Source organism: Blautia luti (assembly GCF_033096465.1).
Classification (GTDB): domain Bacteria; phylum Bacillota; class Clostridia; order Lachnospirales; family Lachnospiraceae; genus Blautia_A; species Blautia_A luti.
The window spans coordinates 543,980-564,840 of the sequence record NZ_AP028156.1 but is presented as its reverse complement, the minus strand read 5'-3'; the positions used below and the strand labels follow the sequence as shown (position 1 = coordinate 564,840).

At 42.6% G+C, this 20,861-nt stretch carries 21 protein-coding genes and 1 pseudogene; 1 reads left to right on the top strand and 21 read right to left on the bottom strand.

Going from position 1 to position 20,861, the window contains the following annotated elements:
- Positions 1-376: 376 nt before the first annotated feature.
- The 15 genes and pseudogenes from R8695_RS02620 to R8695_RS02550 all read right to left on the bottom strand — a co-directional run.
- Positions 377-1,174, bottom strand: a pseudogene (locus tag R8695_RS02620) (type IV secretory system conjugative DNA transfer family protein); the annotation flags it as partial.
- Positions 1,171-1,671 (bottom strand): PcfB family protein, encoded by a 501-nt coding sequence (locus tag R8695_RS02615; RefSeq protein ID WP_007886614.1) that lies wholly within the window; start codon positions 1,669-1,671, stop codon positions 1,171-1,173. The gene R8695_RS02615 and the pseudogene R8695_RS02620, both read right to left, overlap by 4 nt.
- A 98-nt stretch (positions 1,672-1,769) precedes the next feature.
- Entirely contained in the window at positions 1,770-2,081 is a 312-nt protein-coding gene (locus tag R8695_RS02610; protein ID WP_008728385.1) for a DUF5720 family protein, read from the bottom strand.
- Between the two features lie 50 nt (positions 2,082-2,131).
- Positions 2,132-2,992: a DUF6017 domain-containing protein gene (locus R8695_RS02605; RefSeq protein WP_154780374.1), complete on the bottom strand. Its 861-nt coding sequence runs from the start codon at positions 2,990-2,992 to the stop codon at positions 2,132-2,134.
- A 67-nt stretch (positions 2,993-3,059) separates the two neighbouring features.
- Complete coding sequence (locus R8695_RS02600) at positions 3,060-3,251, bottom strand: hypothetical protein (RefSeq protein WP_007886609.1); 192 nt, start codon at positions 3,249-3,251, stop codon at positions 3,060-3,062.
- 23 nt (positions 3,252-3,274) lie between these two features.
- Entirely contained in the window at positions 3,275-3,550 is a 276-nt protein-coding gene (locus R8695_RS02595) for a DUF5720 family protein (protein WP_154780375.1), read from the bottom strand.
- Between the two features lie 12 nt (positions 3,551-3,562).
- On the bottom strand, positions 3,563-4,492 hold the full coding sequence (locus R8695_RS02590; protein ID WP_009322019.1) for a ParB/RepB/Spo0J family partition protein: 930 nt from the start codon (positions 4,490-4,492) through the stop codon (positions 3,563-3,565).
- Entirely contained in the window at positions 4,449-5,270 is an 822-nt protein-coding gene (locus tag R8695_RS02585; RefSeq protein WP_154780376.1) for a ParA family protein, read from the bottom strand. The genes R8695_RS02590 and R8695_RS02585 overlap by 44 nt, the downstream gene beginning before the upstream one ends.
- A gap of 464 nt (positions 5,271-5,734) precedes the next feature.
- Positions 5,735-6,127 (bottom strand): 30S ribosomal protein S9, encoded by a 393-nt coding sequence (gene rpsI, locus R8695_RS02580; RefSeq protein ID WP_117677245.1) that lies wholly within the window; start codon positions 6,125-6,127, stop codon positions 5,735-5,737.
- Positions 6,128-6,144: 17 nt separating this feature from the next.
- Complete coding sequence (gene rplM / locus R8695_RS02575; RefSeq protein WP_118510948.1) at positions 6,145-6,573, bottom strand: 50S ribosomal protein L13; 429 nt, start codon at positions 6,571-6,573, stop codon at positions 6,145-6,147.
- 346 nt (positions 6,574-6,919) lie between these two features.
- The gene (gene truA, locus R8695_RS02570; RefSeq protein ID WP_019160800.1) at positions 6,920-7,660 is read right to left on the bottom strand and encodes a tRNA pseudouridine(38-40) synthase TruA; all 741 of its coding nucleotides are present in this window, start codon (positions 7,658-7,660) and stop codon (positions 6,920-6,922) included.
- Positions 7,661-7,822: 162 nt separating this feature from the next.
- Positions 7,823-8,170 (bottom strand): hypothetical protein, encoded by a 348-nt coding sequence (locus R8695_RS02565; RefSeq protein ID WP_330585144.1) that lies wholly within the window; start codon positions 8,168-8,170, stop codon positions 7,823-7,825.
- A gap of 344 nt (positions 8,171-8,514) precedes the next feature.
- Complete coding sequence (locus R8695_RS02560; protein WP_154780378.1) at positions 8,515-9,459, bottom strand: NmrA family NAD(P)-binding protein; 945 nt, start codon at positions 9,457-9,459, stop codon at positions 8,515-8,517.
- A 19-nt stretch (positions 9,460-9,478) separates the two neighbouring features.
- A complete protein-coding gene (locus tag R8695_RS02555; RefSeq protein ID WP_154780379.1) occupies positions 9,479-10,672 on the bottom strand; it encodes an MFS transporter in 1,194 nt (397 codons plus the stop codon).
- Positions 10,673-10,738: 66 nt separating this feature from the next.
- Complete coding sequence (locus tag R8695_RS02550) at positions 10,739-12,088, bottom strand: aminomethyl transferase family protein (RefSeq protein WP_243103836.1); 1,350 nt, start codon at positions 12,086-12,088, stop codon at positions 10,739-10,741.
- 143 nt (positions 12,089-12,231) lie between these two features.
- Here R8695_RS02550 and R8695_RS02545 point away from each other — a divergent pair, with 143 nt between their 5' ends.
- Entirely contained in the window at positions 12,232-13,752 is a 1,521-nt protein-coding gene (locus tag R8695_RS02545) for a PucR family transcriptional regulator (RefSeq protein WP_154780380.1), read from the top strand.
- Positions 13,753-13,887: 135 nt separating this feature from the next.
- On the opposite strand, the gene R8695_RS02540 is transcribed toward R8695_RS02545, so the two are convergent.
- From R8695_RS02540 to clpX, 6 genes are all read right to left on the bottom strand, one after another.
- Complete coding sequence (locus R8695_RS02540; protein WP_154780381.1) at positions 13,888-14,691, bottom strand: energy-coupling factor transporter transmembrane component T family protein; 804 nt, start codon at positions 14,689-14,691, stop codon at positions 13,888-13,890.
- On the bottom strand, positions 14,688-15,572 hold the full coding sequence (locus R8695_RS02535) for an energy-coupling factor transporter ATPase (protein WP_118510952.1): 885 nt from the start codon (positions 15,570-15,572) through the stop codon (positions 14,688-14,690). Before R8695_RS02535 ends, R8695_RS02540 begins: the two co-directional genes overlap by 4 nt.
- Positions 15,563-16,408 (bottom strand): energy-coupling factor transporter ATPase, encoded by an 846-nt coding sequence (locus R8695_RS02530; protein ID WP_118510954.1) that lies wholly within the window; start codon positions 16,406-16,408, stop codon positions 15,563-15,565. The genes R8695_RS02535 and R8695_RS02530 overlap by 10 nt, the downstream gene beginning before the upstream one ends.
- A gap of 25 nt (positions 16,409-16,433) precedes the next feature.
- Entirely contained in the window at positions 16,434-17,039 is a 606-nt protein-coding gene (gene yihA / locus R8695_RS02525) for a ribosome biogenesis GTP-binding protein YihA/YsxC (protein ID WP_118510956.1), read from the bottom strand.
- A 167-nt stretch (positions 17,040-17,206) separates the two neighbouring features.
- The gene (gene lon, locus R8695_RS02520; protein WP_118510958.1) at positions 17,207-19,522 is read right to left on the bottom strand and encodes an endopeptidase La; all 2,316 of its coding nucleotides are present in this window, start codon (positions 19,520-19,522) and stop codon (positions 17,207-17,209) included.
- A 20-nt stretch (positions 19,523-19,542) separates the two neighbouring features.
- Positions 19,543-20,859 (bottom strand): ATP-dependent Clp protease ATP-binding subunit ClpX, encoded by a 1,317-nt coding sequence (gene clpX, locus R8695_RS02515; protein ID WP_118510960.1) that lies wholly within the window; start codon positions 20,857-20,859, stop codon positions 19,543-19,545.
- Between the last annotated feature and the right edge of the window lie 2 nt (positions 20,860-20,861).

Below are 20,861 nucleotides of genomic sequence, written 5' to 3'. Positions count from 1 at the left end.
ACCACACTGACTGCGCTTTAACGCACCCATACATTTCTATATGGTCTTCTTTTAGAACCGTACATTCGCAGTTTTCGTCAGTTTACTCGCCAAAGTAAACATTCTAATCATAGATATTTTATAGATCCTAGACCTATAGGTAGCGCACCCCACCTCTGGGGCGTTTTCGAGAATCTTTTGGCAGATTCCTACGACTACTCTCGGTCGTTGTCACGGAGCTTCTCACCCCAACCATTACAGCTGACGCAAGTCCGTCAAGGATAGACGTTTCAGGGCGTTACCCCATCATTCCACCTATCGGATTACCAGTTCACAGACTGGTTATGATTTAATAAACCAACACTGTGCGCAGACTTTTTACCGCCTGCGAACGTGTCGCACTGACCCAGAAATCGTCTCCGGCCTTGCCTTCGCCTTTGGTATTGGCGATCAGCGTTGTTACCAGCTTCAAGATGTCCTTTTCGCTATGGATATAGGCGAAAGGGTTATAGTGCATGGACTTCTTGAAGTTGATTGTATTTAGGACCTTGATTCGGTACGGCTCATAAATGACCTTGCCGTGCTTATCCTTCATGGGCTTTCCGTCTTTCCCCGGCTTGGGTGCGCCCCTTTGGAGCATTTTTCCGCACTCCACCAAAATGGTTCCCTTCGGGTCAGTCACGACGTAGCTGCTGTGCATCTGCATCAGATTCGGTTTGAGCCAGAAGCGGGTCTTACCGGAACCGGAGCCGCCAATCACCAGTACATTTTTGTTTCTGGCAGTCTTGGGGTCCTTTGGGCGGCTGTTCATGGTCAAGCTCTCCGTTTTCGTCAGAATCACATTGTTCTGAAATACAGGATCAACGTAAGGTGCAATATCCTCACGGGTTCCCCAGCGGGCCGAACCATATTCCAAACCATGTCGATATTTCTTGGCGTTCTTGCTTTTAAGATACACCGCCAGCCTCAGACTGCCTCCACAACACAGCCCTACCAACAAGTCCAATGGATGCAGGCTTGGCCAGAAACTTTCCAGCGCCTCAGGCAGAACCGCAATCAGCGAAAGAAACTTTTCTGAAGCATCCGCCCCTTGTGCCATTCGCCATGCCTCTCCAAAATTGGTAGCAAACAGTCCCATCAGGATATACGGCATATTCAGCAAAATGAGCTTTTTGATGTCCAATGTCTTTTTCATCGTTCCAGCTCCTTTCGCTTGGTGCGATCCACCACAGCATTTTTAACCATCTCTTTGAACTGGTTAAGTTTTGCCAGTACGGACGGGCGCTCTGTTTTCGTTGCCTTTTTGACCTTTTTGTTGGTGTACTCTGTAAAAGCTGCTGTCAGAGCATCTGCATCACGGCCTTTGAAAAAAATCAGGTACTTTGGCGGAGAACTGCTGCGGTCCTTTTTCACCGCATAATCCACACCATATTTCCGGGCGATTTTCTCAAACTCCTTGATAGAGGGGTCTGTGATCTCAATGTTGGATATTCCCTGATTCTGCCCGACAAGCTGCTTCACAGTCTGTTTTCCATGCGGAACAACCGGCGCATCACGGCTTCTCTGTTTTTCCAGCTTCTTTTCCTTGCGATGTGCCATGTACTTGCTTATGGCAGCCTTAAACATTCTGCCGGTAAACTTTGTTCCACTGACAACCAGCGTCAAAGTTCTGTTTTCCACTTCTTCCTGCATTTTCTCGCCTCCTTTCCACGAAGTTTGCAGGGAATCTCATTTTTTGCTAAGGCGGAACCACCAGCCGCCGCAGAAGATAACGCTTCATACCGCCCTCCTTAGCGTAACTGGTCAGAACGGTCATAGTGCAGATTGCCCTGACGTACCTTTGCGTGGCTCAAAATCTTAATCTGCCCCTTTTCCTGACTGTCCAGTGCTTTTTCATAACCGGTATCCGACAGGAACAGGCGGGTTCGTTCGCCTTTCCAGCCAACAGGGGAATCGTTCGTCAGCACATCAAAAATAATCATGTGCCGGGTGTCCTCCGCAAAACGCTGGAGATCCATATATCCATGACCGTGATAATTCTGCGCTCCTGCCTTTGCCCGCATTTCTTCCATCAGCTGCCCTATGGTCTTTCCCTCAGACATCATGCTTGCTCCTTTCTCCCGGCAGTTCCGGGCAATAAAAAAGCGACCATTTACCAGCCGCCATACAGATCGTGATTTACTTGTGAGGTGTAATGATTGCTTATCGTGGTCGGTGCATTGAACAGAACGGTCAGAAGATACTGCTTCATGTTACGAATTTCCGTGGTGTTCTTCTGTAAACAGTCCATGACAAACTCAATGTGCGAGTTATCCAACTTCAAGAACCTGGAACGAACGATTTCATGCGGAAAATCGCTTCCTGCAATACGGGTGGTCTTTCGCTTTGCACAGACCGTTTCCACGATCAACTCCACAATTTCGTCCAAATCCTCCCGATGAGTTTCATACTGCTGACACAGGTATTCATACCCGATATTCTCCTGAATCAATTCCCGATAACTCTCTATCTCTGTGAGTGACATCGCATCCCTTCCTTTCCGTTCCGGCAGACAATCTGCCGCACAATCCCGGAAGGGAATGGAATCGGTACTTGATCCATAAATATTTTGTTTTTGAGTATTTGATTTCTCTATATTTAATTCTGCGGGCTTTTCCGTATCCGGTTTATCCATATACGGGTTTTCCGTATCTGGTGAATCCGTATCCGGTTTTCTAAGCTGTGGCTGCTCGTATATGACATACTCTGTATCGCTGATGCGTCCCTGCCGGTCACGCAGCTTGTGCCGCACAATGTAACCGGCAGCCTCCAATTCCCGCAACGCAGCGCCTATGGCATCCACGCCCTCCTTACAGATCTTTGCAAGACCACGGGTGGTGTAATTCCAGTCCTCTGGCAAAGATAACATCATGGAAAGCAGTCCCTTGGCTTTTAACGACAGGTTTGCATTTCGTAAATGATGATTGCTCATCACGGTATAATCACGGGTCCGTTCAATGCGAAAAACGGCCATCGACCTCACTCCTTCCGAATTTTGGGTACAAAAAAACCGCAATCCTCATTCCAAAGAATTGCGGTGTTCAACACTTTTCAAATTTTCTTGCATAGAACCAAAACAGCGGCTTTCGAGGACGCGCCTCTGTAAATGGCTCCTCCTGGGCGAAAGGAAGTGTTTGCATCACTCGGTCAATATCCGTTGATTCCATGTCATGCTGAGATTTGCAATCTTCCCGGATTGCTTCTTGAATTTCCTTTACCGTACACATAGTCATTCCTTTCCTTTCGTTGTATGGGTTTATGAGCGGCGGCGTTTTCCCGGTTTGAAATCGAGGATATGTCCCTCAATCACACGAGCGTAACGCTTGATCTTGATCTCCCGGCGCTGCTGGCTTTGCAGGGCGGCCTGATACCCGTCCGCAGTCAAAAACAGCCGCATTTCCTCTCCGGGGCTGCCGTAAGCTGTGCTGGGACGCAGGACGGAAAACTCAATCATCCAGCGGGTGTTATCCCAAAACCTCTCTACGGCGAGAATGTTGTGTCCTTTCAGCTCACGGGCTGAAATATCTTTCATAGGCGGCTCCTTTCATCGCTCCTGGTCTCTCTGACGTTTACGCTGCCATTGTTCCAATAGCTTGATAATGGTCTCCTGCATCCGCTGGGGCGTATAGCTTTTAGGAAAATACTTCCGCAAGGTGTCAGAGGTAAATGTCACTCGGTCCAGATCGCTTTTCTTTTCCTCACCCATGATGACACGCATCATATCGAGGGTCAGATGCCCCTCCTGACTGTATTTTTTAAGCCGCTGGGCTTGAGAAAGAGAAGGGGTAGCCTGTTCGCTGTCCATCGCGTCCAACAGGTCTACCTGTTCCTCCTTTTTGAGAAAGGACAGCTCATAAGCAGGATTTAAGGCAATTTTCTTTTCATCCACCATGTCCATCAATTCAGGAATCAGCTCTGTCAGACGGATATAGCGCTGAATTTGATTTCGACTTTGCCCCACCTGTTCAGCAAGCAACTGGTCTGATCGCTTTTGTGTCCCAACTTGGGACACATTTTCTTTACTCGGTCTGCCAGCCTGTCTTTTCATGGCATCCAGTTTCATCTTGTAAGCAAAGGCTCTTTCACTTGGGAGGAGACTTTCGCGTTGCAGATTGCTGTCAACCATAATGATCGTGGCGGCATCATCATCTAAATCCCGAACAATGACCGGCATGGTCTCCTTTTCTGCCAGCTCACTGGCTCTGTGCCGCCTGTGTCCGGCCACCAGTTCATAACCACCCTCCGGGTCAGGGCGGGCAATCGCAGGAACCAGTACACCATACTGTTTGATACTGTCTGCGGTTTCCATCATTGCTTCGTCATCCTTGACTTTGAATGGGTGGTTCTTAAAGGGATGCAGTTCAGACAGCGGAATCTCCTGAATCTTTTCCAGCTTTGCATCCTGACGGCCTTCTTCGGTGGAGAACAGATCATCTACCGAGGCCAGCTCTATTTTTTTCGCGCTGCTTTTCAAGTTTCAACACCTCCTTCGTCAGATTTCGATACCCCTCTGCCACCTTGCCGCCAGGGTCATGGGCGAAAATACTTTTTCCCTCTGCGCTGATTTCCTTTGCACGGACAGAATGGGGGATCTCTGTGCCGAATACTTTGATCTTGCTGCCATAGGTCTCCCGCAGGAGCGCGGAAATCTCTTTGGCAAAGTTGGTTCGGCTGTCCACCATCGTCAGCAGGATACCGTCAATCTGGAGCTTGGGGTTGATTTGCCTCTTTACCTTGTTTACCGTGGAGAGCAGCTGTTCCAGCCCTTTAGCGGGCAGATACTCTGCCTGAACGGGAATGATGATCCTATTCGCAGCCGCCAGCGCATTGACCGTAAGCATCCCCAACGAAGGCTGACAGTCAATCAGGATATGGGAATATTGTCCCTTCAGTGTGTCCAGGTATTGCCGTAAAATCGTTTCACGGCTCATGGCGTTTACCAGAGAAACCTCCATACCGGAAAGCTGAATATCCGCAGGCATCAGGTCAACGCCTTCTACATGATGCAGAATACCTTCTCCGGGGCGTATAGGCTGATCCATCAGAATTTTGCCCATTGCATCCGACAGTGTAAATGGCAGCTTGTCTGGTTGCGGATTGCCCAAGCTGATCGTCAGGCTGCCTTGCGGGTCTCCGTCGATCAGCAGGACTTTCTTTCCGGCCTGCGCCAGCCCGATTCCCAAGTTGGCACAGGTTGTTGTTTTGCCAACGCCGCCTTTCTGGTTGGCGATGGCGATGATTTGTGTGTTCATGACTTCACCTCATTTCTGATTGTTGCTGTTGTTTCTGGAAATAGAAAAAGCCGCCACTTCAAAATTAACAGTGAAGTGACGGCTCTTTCTATCGCCGGAATACGAGTTCCTGAAATGAAAAAAGCACCCAGCATTTATACTGTGTGCTACATCAAATTCATATTCAATTGTTCAAATTAGCTCAAACTATGCCAAACTGCCACAGCCAAAAAACGAGGGGAAGGAGGGCTGAAAAGCACCCCAAAAATCGGCTCTCGGTTAACCACTTTGGGAACCACTTCCCCCTCTTTTTGCCCTCTTTTTAGCCAGTTAACCACTTGCGGACCACTAAAAATTGGATGAAATCGGCTCTCGTTTTGCCAAATTTGGTCAAATCATATCAGCCCGTTTAGATATAGCAAAAGCCCGGAAAGCCTTGATTTTCCGGGCTTTTTGAACCATTTTGATATAGTCTGAGCAGTCGATTATCGCTTGCTGAACTGCGGAGCGCGACGAGCTGCTTTGAGACCGTATTTCTTACGTTCTTTCATACGTGGGTCACGTGTTAAGAATCCAGCAGCCTTCAGAACTGGTCTGTAATCGTTGTCTGCCTGAAGAAGGGCTCTTGCAACACCATGTCTGATGGCACCAGCCTGTCCTGTGTATCCACCACCATGAACGTTAACTAATACGTCAAATTTGCCTTCTGTTTCTGTTGCAGTTAAAGGCTGACGAACGATAACTTTCAGTGTATCTAATCCAAAATATTCATCGATATCTCTTTTATTGATTGTGATCTTACCGGTTCCAGGTACAAGATAAACTCTTGCGATTGATTTTTTTCTTCTTCCTGTTCCGTAGAATTTTGCGCTAGCCAATGTTTTCTACCTCCTAATTAAAATGTTAAAGCTTCTGGTTTCTGAGCTTCATGTTTGTGTTCCGGTCCTGCATATACGAAAAGTTTCTTGTACATGCTTCTTCCTAAAGGTCCTTTTGGAAGCATACCTTTAACTGCGAGCTCGATAACTCTCTCAGGTTTCTTTGCTAACATTTCTTTTAATGTGGTTTCTCTCATTCCACCTACATAATCGGAGTGATTGTAGTAGATTTTCTGGTTTAATTTCTTACCTGTAACTTTAATCTTGTCAGCGTTTACGATGATTACATAATCACCTGTGTCTACGTGTGGTGTAAACTGTGGTTTATTTTTTCCTCTTAAAACGCTTGCTACTCCGGAAGCCAGACGGCCAAGAGTACATCCATCAGCGTCAACTACATACCATTTTCTTTCGATTTTATCTGGATTAGCCATATAAGTCTGCATGGTTTTACCTCCTGTTATTTATCAACGATAGTTTAATTAACCGCGGAATTTCCCGCGAATATAAGTTATTGGAAACGCCGGTGCTAAGAAACGCGGAAATGTCCGAAACCGCTGATAAATACTTTCGCCTGGGCTATTGGCTTAAGCATTTCGCACTACGTCACATTGGGTTATTATATTATAAGGGCCCTGTTCTGTCAATAGGTTTTGTGTCGTTTTTTCAACTTTTTTCGTTACTCCCCCATTTTTTGTTTTCCATACTCATTGTTATAAAAAAATTGCATGCTACATTTCAGTCATTCAGTCTGAAAAAATGTAGCATGCAATAATTTTTACATTTTATAGATCAGTCAAAAAATTCAATTCCCATCAATGTTAATCCCTGTGCCGGAGCTGTCGGGCCTGCCGTTTCGCGGTTGCAAGCTTCCAGGATTGTCTTTACTCTCTCCGGTGGATATTGACCGTTTCCTACTTCTATCAACGTTCCTGCGATAATACGAACCATATTGTAAAGGAATCCTGTTCCTGTTACACGGATAGTTACGATGTCTCCGTCACGCCATACATCAATTCCTGTTACTGTACGAATGGTTGTTTTTACCTGCGCTTTTGCACCGCAAAAAGAAGCAAAATCATGCTGTCCAATCAGGTATGAGGTTGCAGCTTTCATCTTATCTACATCCAGTTTATAGTGATAGAAATAGGTGTATAAGCGCTCTGTCGGAACCGGGAATTTGCGGTTCAGGATGCGGTATTCATATGTTTTTTCGCTGTCGCAGTAGCGGGGATGGAAATCCGGTTCTACTTCTTCGGAGAGCTGAATACGGATATCTTCCGGAAGCCGCTGGTTCAGTGCATAAGAAATCTTTTCTCCCGGGATGCGTGTGTCAGTGTCAAATACTGCCACATTTCCCATGGCATGAACACCTGCATCTGTACGGCTTGCACCGATAGTTTCTATTTTCTCTCCCAGAAGCTCGGACAATGTATCATTTAATACCCCCTGCACGGTAATTCCGTTTGGCTGTGTCTGCCAGCCGCAGTAGTTTGTGCCGTCATATGCAACTACAAGGCCAATTCTTTTCATCTGTTTTCCTCCATAAAATAAATCTATAATATCTTACCCAAGCAAAAAATCATCTGCTTCGTTGTTTACTGATTCATAACCAATAACTGCCTCGCAATTCAGTTTAACATTTCATTTTAATGTATTTGTTAAATAATATCATAAATCTATTTTAGGGTAAAGCTATTTCACACGGTCACTTCCGGTCTGGTCCAATGGTGCTTTTTCCTGCCATGCACAGAAAATCTGCAGATCTTCCGGGAAAATGGTACTGAAAAACAGTCGTTTTGTACCATGTTCTTTTTCTGTGGCAGTGACATAGGCAAGGACTTCCCTATTGCCAAAGATTTTAGCGAGAACCCGGCGGACACCGGTATAATAATCCCCGCTCTTTTCATTGGAAAACGTAAAATCTGTTTCAGCAGAAAGATATTTTCCATGTTTGGCAGGACGTCCCCGACGACCGGTCTGTGCAGCATGGTCAAACAGTTTTGAAACATTTTCAAATTTTGTGCCAAATTTAGATACCATCGTATCATCCACGCACAGAAATACATGCTGCGTCTGCAATGAATCTGGTATCAACTTCAAAGTAATCCTGACAGTGGTATTCATAAATCTGGAATAATCAACCTTTGCATAGGAACATGCATAATAAAATACATTCAGTGATTTCTCCGTTATTCCGGATAAAAAATGCTGATACAGAAACCGGATGGAATGTGCGGATTCTAAGGTCAGTATGGATAATATCAGCAGAAATAAGGTATCTGCTGTCGGAACAGAAAAAGTTGTAAAGTGGTGAAAATTCTTTATTAAAAAAAGATATTCCTGTCTATTTCATGCACAATAATAAAGGCTTCTTATACTTTCCATTAATTATCTGTTGAAGTCCTGTTACCGATAAGATGATTCGAAAAATCTTCAAAAATCTGTCTAACAAACAATGGTTTTCTGCCTGTCAGTTTTTCAAAATCATTCGTATAAACACTCATCTGATTTTGACGGATTGCTTTCCCGAAAGTAACCATTCCATCAGAACAAAACGGAAAATTCTTTGCCGTATCAGCCCACATTTCTTCTGTTGTTCTGGGCACTCCGATTGAATCAAAATATGCATACATCTCATCATCCGTAATATATTTATATACCACTTTCTTCCCTGTTACTTCTGAGGCAATTTCGAGAAAATCAGCAATTGTTAACAGCTCTGCTCCATTAATATTCAAAACTTTATCAATATCTTCAGACATTGCCGCATATGCTGCAGCTGTTGCGCAATCGTCACGAGATATAAACGCCATCTTTCCTTCACCCATATTATTTGCCAGAACTCCATTAGTTCTCTCATATGCTTCTACAAAAGAAGAAACCATTGCCTCGGCATACTGCGAATCACGAAGAATCAGATAATGTATCGGTTGTTCTTTGATATAATTTTCTGTCCAGACATGATCATTTACCTCATATGTATTAATATCTTTTTCACCAGCTCCTACAATAGAAGTATACACCAGCTTTTTGACACCGGCACGTACGGCTGCATCAATTGCAGTTTTATGTGCAGCTCTTCTTTTAGATCCTACAAAAGGCATGGAAATCAATACAACAGTATCTGCTCCTTTAAATGTTTCCACAAGAGTTTCTGCATTATTAAAATCAGCCACCCTTGTTTCAATTCCCATTTCTTTGTACTTTTTAAGTGCTTTTTCTCTTGGTGCAGTAAAAATCAAATCCTCATGAGGATATTTTTCCAGAAGTATTCCGGCAGATTTTCCTCCGAAATTTCCATCAACACCATTAAGCAATATTTTTTTCATAATCAGTACTTCCTTTCTACTACAATTTAACCAGTTCTTTTTCAAGCAATACACCCAATCCAACAGCAATTGCAATCACAACTGCAGTCAGGATAAAAATTTCTGAATAATTATTTCCTGCAATTGGAGCAATCATATAAGATGGAACTATTACCGCTCCACCTAACTGAAATGTTGTAATCAACCCTCCTGCTGTAGAAATATTATCAGATGAAATTTCTCTTAATCTAATCGGCATTGTAAAATAAATTGGCATTGCACCTCCAATAGCAATCCCTGTAATAAAATATATAATTATCATAAGGATTTGTTCATGAAGCATCCATCCCTCAATACATCCTATAATAGAAATTCCTCCAAATAAAAAGATAAGTCTTGAAAATTTCTTTAACTTTCGATACAAAACGGGCCCTATAACTGCACCAAACATATTTCCAAATGATATCATAGATGCAACAGTACCTGCCTGCGATTTAGAAAATCCATGAATTTCCATAAGTGCTGCTGGAAGAAATGTATTTAATGTAATAGTCGCTCCCAGAATACAGAATAAACTGATTGCAGTAAACCAGATACCTTTGCAGCTCAGAACTTCCGAAAATTTTCCTTTTTGCTCTGAAGATCTATCTGCATTTCTGAATTCTGTATTTTCAGCATTTTCTTTCTCTATACAATAGTTCCCTGCCCATATAACAGTAATTACAACTGCGTATACTAATGCTCCAACATAAGCTTTTTGTAATGTTGAATACAAAACTGCAGATGTTGCAGTTGCAAAAGTCTGCGCAAGCATACTGGCCGTAGTATATATTCCCATAAATAAAACTGATTTTTCTGCAGGAACTACTTCTTCCAATACTCTTGCGCTATTAACAAACAGTGTAATAGAAGATGCGCCACTAAATGCCATACAAATCCATAGTGTAGAATAACTTTCTGCAAAAATACGACCTGTAAGTCCTAATATAGTAAAAGCAAGTCCCAACTGTATTGCATTTCTATAGCCAATTTTATCAGACAATTTTCCCAATGGAATGCTCAGAAAAATTGCCGGAAGCATTGGTGCAGTAAATAAAAACGCAAAACGAGAAGCAGATATTTGATACGCTGTTATCAGATCAATCGAAAACACATTCATCTGATATTGAGCATAAGCAGCAACAGTAGATGCCAGCATAAGACTTATAAATGTATATTTCTGTTTTTTATTCAATATGTATCTCCTTCCAAACAATATATGAAAAGCGGCTGTCGTAAAACAGCCGCCCCCTGTTAAACCTTAGAATAAATGAGGAATTTCTTCTACATCTTTGTTTTCATTGCGGATAAACTCGCTATTATAAGGAAGTTTTTTTACTGTTGCACGTACTTTCATCTGACGCGTACCAGGAGTCCCCCACAAAATTTCCAGTTTCGTTCCTTCTTTTGCATATTTAGGATTAATAAATCCAAGAGAAATCATACTATTGTAATTATAGGAAATTATTCTTCCAGATGAAATGCCAATCTGGTTTTCTCCGGCAAATACCTTATCTGCTCTATAAGTGAATCCTGGTTCTTCCGGCTGTTCATTCCAGAATACATCACTCTGTACGGAAATATCTTCACAAGGTTCCTCTCCCGGAATCAGTTTCGTAGTAAAAATTTTTCCTACATCCTCTCCATTCCATTCAAGAGTTACTGCTGTTCTGCGTTTTTCTTCAGCAAGTTTCAAAAGAGCATCTTTTCCGGTAAAATCATGATTAAATTTCACAAGGAAATCCCATCCAACATCAAATGGCGTCATAAAACGACTTTCAAGATCATCTCCCACACTGCCAAGCAGATAACGTTTAATATTATAAAAAGCAGTCTCCGGATGCTGATACAGATAATTGGCCAGTCCTTCTCCCGATTCAAACCATGGAAGCGGATAATGGAGATTGATGTTTGGAAATCCTGCTTCCGTATGATTAAAAAGATTATAGGCATGAAGTCCTAATTTCTGAGCACCAAATTTTTTCCCGCTTTCCCAAACCTTATCATAAATATATACAAACTCTGAAATATCCCCATGAATTTCATAAGCAAGGTTGCCAGACATCCCAAGGCGAATAATACGTACTGTCTTTCCATCTACATCCTGACATCTATGACGTGCAAATTTAATATCATGTAAATCCGCTTGAAAAGCATCTTCCAGAATTTCAAGAGATTTTTCTCCATCAATTTGAATAATATATTCTTTTCCTGACATATCTTCCCCATGTACATCCATTTCAGATGATTCTACAAGATACGCAAGAGGTGGATTTAACCAATATGTTCGGATTCTGTCCTCAGCAACCTTAATTGCAACACCATCTGTCATAATCTGTCCTTTTTCATTGCAGATTACTGCATGACGAAGCCCTTTCATCCCGAGTTTAGAAAAATCATTTGTACAGATAGAATTAAAAAACTTGATCACATCCGGTCCATACACATCGTAAATTGGTGAAATCATCAGTGCAGTTCCAATCCATGCACTTGTCTGGTATGCTTTAATCTCCGGTCTTACTCCTCGATATTCATATGGAAGCAATGCTCCCGGTGCAACCTGATATAGTAAACTGGCACCTTCCATTAGTGGATTTCTTGATTCGTTCATAATTTTCCCCTTTCTTTTTATATATTTTTGTACACTTTCTAAACCCAAGTATAATACACTTGTTTTTTATATTCATCGTCTGTATAATCAAAAAAACAGATACTATTTTTATACATAAATGTCCATATTACAGGAGGGTTCCTATGAAACTCAATATTCATCAGATTTTTGAACAAATTTCAGCAGATATTTTTGTAATAAAAGAACAAAATCAAAATTCCTGCACAATTACCCGCGTACGGAAATTTTTACCTGAAACAACAGTTATTGACTCTGATACTCTTTATCTGATTGATTCGTTGTATTCTTTCCCACCAGATTTTTCCTTTCCAGCACATATGCTTTTTATTAATCAATATCCCGAATCTGTTCCCTCTGTTTTTCTCTCCTGCAGCGTTCTCACTACAACAGATATTTCTATAGATTCGCTACTGTATACTATATCTGATATCATTGCAGAATATCAAAATTGGGAATGTCAGATTCTTCAATGTATTTTAAAAAATTCATCATTAAAAAATATTTTACAAATATGTACAAAAATGCTCAAAAATCCTATCGCTATTTTTGACATGCAACAAAATCTTTTAATGACGGCCGGCCATGTTCCAGATATTTCCACCAAAGGAGAACTTTGGAATTATGTTCTGTCTCATGGCCGTTCGCCTGACGAATCAGAAATCAGTCCGAGTCTTAATTCACTTTTAAATAATGGACGTAAACCTTTTTTCTTCCAGTCAGATAATCGCTTCCACAAAATAAAGCGACTCATTGCACCACTCTATCGAAATGAATCAATATTTGGTACATTGGCATTAAGTGATGTTTCTGCAGAATTTACACCTGGAGAATATCTGAATGTCGTACAGATTCAGACATTTATTGAACAGGCAATTCAACATACCACTGAATTTGCTTTTTCAAGTAAACATATGCCATGGTACATTGAACAGCTTATAAGAGGGAAAGAAATTAATCAGGAAGTACTTTTTTTCAATCTTGCGCGTAATGGATTTATTAAAGAAAAGAAATATTTTGTCTGGACTTTTCAAAAAGACTCAGCAGATGGACCATCTATAAAAAATTTCATTCCTAATATTTCATATCTCCTGAATCTTGAGATGATATATAATTATTCTGATCAAATTGTTGCAGTCGACCAAAATCTTGAACACTATCACAACTTAACATTTTACAAAAAAATGACTAATTTTCTAAATCAATGTCATATGTATTTTGGTCAAAGTATGTGCTTTGAAAACATTACGGAGTTGCATACTGCATTTATGCAGTCTCAGATAGCTTTAAGTCAAAGAAAAAAAGAACCAGGGATATCTTTTCTGGAAATTTTGCCAGAATATCTTGTAAAAACATTATTTACATCAAATGAAGCAGATGGATTGATGTTTCCATCTATGAAAAATTTTCAAAACATAAAAAAAGAATACCGACAGGATTTACTCATCTGCCTTGAACAATATATTTCTTCCGGTCTGAATTTATCGGCAACAGCTTCTAATTTATTTATACATCGTCATACTGTTATTTATCGGATAAAAAAAATAGAAGATTTATTAAATATAACTTTTTCTAAGCTGTCTCAATCAGAACTCGGGTTACTTTGGTTATCCTGCCAAAGGCTTCTTTTTAAATCTTTCGATTAATGTTTATTATAGAACCTTTATAACAGATAAAAATATGCCTTTTTCTGTTCATAAATAGAAATATGCTGTAACCCATTTTTACCGGATTACAGCATATAAAATATCATTATAAATCAGTAACTATTCCGTATCTCATCAAATTCCTGCGATTCTGAATATAATCGCAATCGCCAGATAAGCAAACATCACCACATATGCAATATAATCTCTGGATTCATAATGGAGTGGCTTCATCTGTGTTCTGTTATCGCCACCGTGGTAGCATCTTGCCTCCATTGCCATTGCCAGATCGTTGGCTCTTCGGAATGCTGAAATAAACAGCGGCACCAGAAGCGGGATCATATTCTTGGCCTTCTGGATCAGGTTTCCGTTTTCGAAATCTGCACCGCGGGCGATCTGTGCTTTCATGATCTTGTCAGTTTCTTCCAGCAGGATCGGGATGAATCTTAATGCAATGGACATCATCATGGCAATCTCATGGATTGGTACATGAAGCTTATTCAGCGGTCTGAGAAGTCGTTCCAGGCCGTCTGTGAGCTGATTTGGTGTTGTTGTCAGCGTCATGATTGAGGAACCGATCACAAGATAAGTCAGGCGGATTGCCATTCTTCCTGCCAGTTTCAGGCCCTCTTCTGTTACATGCAGGATTCCCCACTGCCAGAGAACTTTTCCAGGAGTCAGCAGAATATTAAAGATCACTGTGATCATAAGCAGCATTACGATCGCCTTCAGTCCCTTGAACATGAATTTCGGCGGAACTTTTGAAATTATGATCATACCTGCCAGGAATAACGTTGCTACTGCATATCCCGGAAATGTATGGAATACAAATACGGAGATAATAAATACCATTGTGCCTACCAGTTTTGCTCTTGGGTCCATCTTGTGAAGAATGGAATTGGCAGGATAATACTGTCCTAATGTAATATCTCGGATCATGCTTCCTGTCCTCCCTTAATTTTCTCTGGTGCTGTTTTTCTCAACACTTCCAGAATATTCGCTTTCGCTTCCTCCACCGTAGTCGCAGTTACATCCACATCCAGCCCTTTTTCTTTCAGTGCATGCATGATATAGGTAATCTGTGGTGCTGCAAGTCCCATGGCTTCCAGTTCTCTGTAATGGGCAAATACCGCCTTCGGAACGTCATCGTATGCAATCTCTCCATCATTGACTACGATCAGTCTCTCTGCATATTTCGCGATATCTTCCATGCTGTGAGATACAAGGATAATGGTAATTCCTCTTACTTTATGAAGCTCTGCGATCTGGTCAAGGATGTCATCACGTCCTTTCGGATCCAGACCTGCTGTCGGTTCATCAAGGATGAGAATTTTCGGGTTCATTGCCAGAACTCCTGCAATGGCAACTCGTTTCTTCTGTCCTCCGGAAAGTTCAAAAGGAGATTTGCTGTAATTCTCCTCTTTAAAACCTACATGCTCCAGCGCTTTCTTCGCTTCCACTTCTGCCTCTTCTCTGGATAATCCCTGATTCATCGGTCCAAAGCAGACATCAGAGAGCACATCATTCTCGAAAAGCTGATGCTCCGGATACTGGAACACCAGACCTACCTCGCTTCGCAAAGCACGGCGGTCATATTTCTCACCCCAGATATCCTCTCCGTTATAGGTAATGGTACCGGAAGTCGGTCGGATCAGCGCATTAAAATGCTGGATCAATGTGGATTTTCCACTTCCTGTATGCCCGATGATTCCGATAAACTGTCCGTCCGGAATAGTGAGATTTACATCTTTCAGCGCATGGATCTCATAGGCAGTTCCCGGACTGTAGGTATAGGTTACGTTCTTTAATTCTATAGACATAAGGCATTCACCAGCTCCTCTGTAGTCAGTATTCCCTCCGGAATATCCACTCCGGCTTTATGAAGTTCGTGTGCCAGAAGTGTTACCTGCGGCACATCCAGTCTGTATTCTTTCAGAGTTTCCACCTGGGAAAATATCTCCCTTGGTGTTCCCTGCATCACCACTTCTCCGCTGTCCATGACATAAACCTTGTCTGCACGGACAACCTCTTCCATATAATGTGTAATCAGAATGACTGTTACTCCCTCCTGTTTGTTAAGGTCACTGACTGCCTCGAGAACTTCCTTTCGTCCATTCGGATCCAGCATGGCAGTTGGCTCATCCAGGATGATGCACTTCGGGCGCATTGCCATGACACCGGCAATGGCAACCCTCTGCTTCTGTCCGCCGGAAAGTTTATTCGGAGAATGATAACGGTAGGAGGTCATGCCTGTTTTCTTCAGGCTCTCATCTACACGTTCCCAGATTTTCTCTGTAGGCACGCCCATGTTCTCCGGTCCGAAACCTACGTCTTCTTCTACTACAGTTCCTATGATCTGATTGTCAGGATTCTGAAAAACCATGCCCGCTTTCTGGCGGACTTTCCATAGTTCCGGCTCTTTAGACGTGTCAATCCCATCTACCCATAATGTACCTTCTGTCGGAAGCAAAAGTGCATTCAAATGTTTTGCAAGAGTAGATTTTCCGGAACCATTATGTCCCAGAACAGCCACGAATTGTCCGGCTTCAATGTCCAGGTTTACATCATTGACGGCACGCTGCATATCCTGCACGTTGCCGTCTTCATCATACTTGAGATAGTCAAATCCCAGCTTGAATGCCTTGATAATTCCCATAATATTTTTGTCCTCGTATATTTTCTCAGGCTTCTTCAGTAGCTGCCAGTCCGGTCAACTCATCGATCAGAGCCCAGATCTCATCTCTTCCCTGCTTCGTCTCAGCGGAGAAAGGAATGATGACACCATTTTTGCTCAGCTTCAGCCCTTCTTTGATTGCTTTGATATTCTTCTGAACCTGGCTTCGTTTGAGCTTGTCGAGCTTGGTTGCTATGATGATCGGCTCATAACCATTGTTCAGGATCCAGTCATACATCATCTTATCATTTGCAGATGGATCATGACGGATGTCAATAAGAAGAAAAACTGCCTTAAGGTTTTGGGATGTATGGAGATATCTCTCGATCATCTTGCCCCATTTTTCCTTCTCAGACTGTGAAACCTTTGCGTATCCATAGCCCGGGAGGTCTACCAGATACATGGCTTCATTGATATTGTAAAAATTAATAGTCTGTGTTTTTCCCGGCTGTGCACTTGTTCTGGCAAGAGATTTCCGGTTCATCAGCCCGTTGATCAGAGATGATTTTCCTACATTTGATTTTCCTGCAAATGCAACCTCCGGTCTGTTGGTATCCGGGAGTTTGCTGGTGATACCGCATACGATATCTAATGATACATTTTTGATAACCATTGATTTCCTCTCTTTTTCACAACAAAGAGTCAATCCAGATCCAGACTGACTCTTTATTCTTTTCTGTTACTGTCACACTGCATCCTGGTAAAACTCCGATAAACATAATATCAATCCTGTACATCGTAAACCATGTTACTGAGAATGGAATAAACAGTAACCATTTTTTATGATACAAGTGCTTTATTCAGTACTTCTTTCATAGAACTTACAAATGTGACCGTAAGTCCGTCTGTGATTTCCTTGTCTAATTCCTGAATATCCGGTTTATTCTCTGCCGGTACTAATACTTCTTTGATCTTCGCATATTTTGCTGCTAGAAGTTTCTCTTTTAAACCGCCGATCGGAAGGACTCTTCCTCTCAGTGTGATCTCACCGGTCATTGCAAGATCTGCTCTTACCGGCTTCTTAATAATTGCGGAAAGAATCGCAGTTGCCATGGTAATACCTGCGGACGGTCCGTCTTTTGGTACTGCTCCCTCCGGAATATGCACATGAATATCGTTCTCCTGGAAAAATTCCGGTCCAACTTTATAGTCAGCAGCAATGGAACGAATATAAGTAATACCTGCCTGTGCAGACTCTTTCATCACATCTCCAAGCTGTCCGGTAAGCATCAGCTCACCTTTTCCAGGCATTACATTGACTTCGATCTGCAAGGTGTCACCGCCAACCTGTGTCCATGCAAGGCCACGGGAAATACCGATCTCATCTTTCTTATTTGCCATAAGATAGTTGAAATGTTCTTTTCCAAGAAAATCTGACAGATTCTTGGAAGTTACGGTAACTTTCTTCTTATCTTCTTCCATGATCAGACGTGCAGTTTTTCTGCAGATCTGTCCGATGGTTCTCTCCAGATTTCGAACACCGGCCTCTTTTGTATAATTATTGATAATCTTCTTAAGTGCTGCAGACTGAATAGTCAGTTTGCCTTTCTCGATCCCGTTCTCTTCCATCTGCTTCGGAATCAGGTGTTCCTTTGCAATGTGCTCTTTCTCATTCTCTGTGTAGCCTGCGATCTCGATCAGTTCCATACGGTCTAGAAGAGGTCTCGGAATGCCCTGAACATCGTTTGCAGTTGCAATAAACAGTACTTCGGAAAGATCCTGCGGTACTTCTATATAATGATCCATAAATTTGCTGTTCTGCTCCGGATCAAGTACCTCCAGAAGCGCTGCGGAAGTATCACCCTTATAGTCACTGCTGGTCTTATCGATCTCATCCAGAAGCATCAGCGGGTTGCATACGCCTGCCTGCTGTAATGCTGCAGTAATTCTGCCAGGCATTGCTCCTACATAAGTCTTTCTGTGGCCTCGGATCTCCGCTTCATCTCTCACACCGCCCAGACAGATGCGCACATATTTCTTGTGCATAGCTTCTGCAATGGACTTGGCGATAGATGTTTTACCTGTTCCAGGAGGTCCCACCAGACAAAGGATCGGGCTCTTGCCTTTGTGTGTCAGTTTACGGACAGAAAGGAATTCCATCACGCGCTCTTTCACATCTTTCAGTCCATAATGACCTTCCTGAAGCACTTTCCATGCCTCTTTCAGATCATCAGAATCTGTGGATCTCTTATCCCACGGAAGTGCCAGCATAGTCTCGATATAACCGCGGAGTACCGCATTCTCAGATACATTGCTGTTGGTATTCTTAAATCTCTCAATCTCTTTGCTGATCTTCTCTTTTACTTCGTCGCTGGCCTGAAGCTCCTTAAGCTTCTTCTTAAACTCATCTGCTTCATCTGCAGTATTGTCCTCCCCCAGTTCCTCACGGATCAGTTTCAGCTGCTCTCTGAGAATGTATTCCCTCTGGTTTTTGTCAACTCTGGCTTTCACTTTCTTCTGGAGATCCCTGCCAATCTGCATGATCTCGATCTCATTGCTTAAGATCGCACCCAGAACTTCATAGCGTTCCTCCAGGGTAAGTGCTTCCAAGATCTTCTGTTTATTCTGGTAAGACAGAGGAATATTTACAGCAATCTGCTCAACCAGTTCCTCAATCTGTTCTATATTTAAAATCTGTGTTACCAGCTCTTTGCTGATCTTGCCATTTTCCATACAGTAACGGTGGAACAGTTCTTTCAGACTTCTGTGCATAGCTTCCATCAAAGCTTCCGGCATCTGAATACTTTCTTCATCTACCGGTGTGATCTCACTTCTCAGAAACGGAAATTCCTGTTCAAACTTTACCAAAAGTCCTCTGCCGATACCTTCTACAAGTACGCGCAGAAGATTCTGTGGGAGCTTCACTACCTGTTTAATATAAGCGATCGTTCCCACCTGATAAACGCCGGAAGCATCCGGAGTTTCTACTTCCGGATCCTTCTGTGTGACCAGAAAGATCTTCTGATCATGAAGCATGGCAGCCTCAATTGCCTTGATGGAACGTTCTCTGCTCACATCGAAATGAACGATCATTCCCGGAAGAATGGTAGTTCCACGCAGCGCAATAGATGGCAGCACAATATTTTGATTTGTCATTGATTATTCAGTCCCTTTCATCAGGCTGTTTCCGATGTTCCCTTTTTGTGGCTGCGGGATTTCCGTCTGGTTCCTGCTGTTTTTGCAGATGCAGGAGCTTCTCCCCTGACAATTTCCGGCTCACCGGTGCCTTCCACTACATCTTTGGTGATAGTACACTTGCGGATGGTATCATCTGATGGAATCTTATACATAAGATCCATAAGTGATCCTTCCATGATCGCACGAAGTCCTCTGGCTCCTGTCTTACGTTCCAGAGATTTCTTCGCTACCAGTTCCAGTGCATCATCATTGAAATCAAGTTCTACTCCGTCCAGTTCAAACAGTTTATGATACTGTTTGGTCAGAGAATTCTTAGGCTCTTTCAGAATGCTGATGAGAGCTTTCTCATCCAGTGCATCCAGAGTTACCACTACCGGCACACGTCCGATAAACTCAGGGATCAGTCCGAATTTAATAAAGTCCTCTGGCATAACCTCTTTCAGAACTTCTCCTACATTCCGTTCTTCCTTCACTGCCACTTCTGCACCGAATCCAATGGATTTCGTATCCTTTCTGGCTTCGATCAGTTTCTCGATACCTTCGAAAGCACCACCACAGATGAATAGAATATTCGTAGTATCAATCTGAATGAATTCCTGGTGTGGATGTTTACGGCCTCCCTGAGGCGGTACGCTTGCAACTGTTCCCTCCAGGATCTTTAATAATGCCTGCTGTACACCCTCACCGGAAACATCACGGGTAATGGATGCATTTTCAGACTTTCTTGTGATCTTGTCGATCTCATCTATATATATGATTCCATACTGGGCACGCTCGATATCGTAATCTGCTGCCTGGATAATTTTCAGAAGAATATTTTCAACATCTTCTCCTACGTAGCCTGCTTCTGTCAATGTGGTAGCATCCGCAATGGCAAAAGGTACATTCAGCATTCTGGCGAGAGTCTGAGCAAGCAGAGTCTTACCGGAACCTGTCGGGCCAAGCATGAGAATATTACTTTTCTGTAGCTCTACATCAGAGGAACGGGATGCCAGGATTCTCTTATAATGGTTGTAAACAGCTACAGCCAGTGCCTTTTTGGCCTCATCCTGTCCGATCACATAATCGTCCAGAACTGCATGGATTTCCTCCGGTTTCAGCAGGTTAATATCAGAATCTATCATATCGTCGTCATAGGAATTCAATTCTTCTTCCATGATCTCTGAACAAATTCCAATACATTCATCACAGATAAATGTCTTACCATCCGGACCTGCGATCAATTTTCTCACCTGATCTTCTGTCTTCTGGCAAAATGAGCATCTGACTTTTCCTTCTCTTATCTTTTCTGCCATGA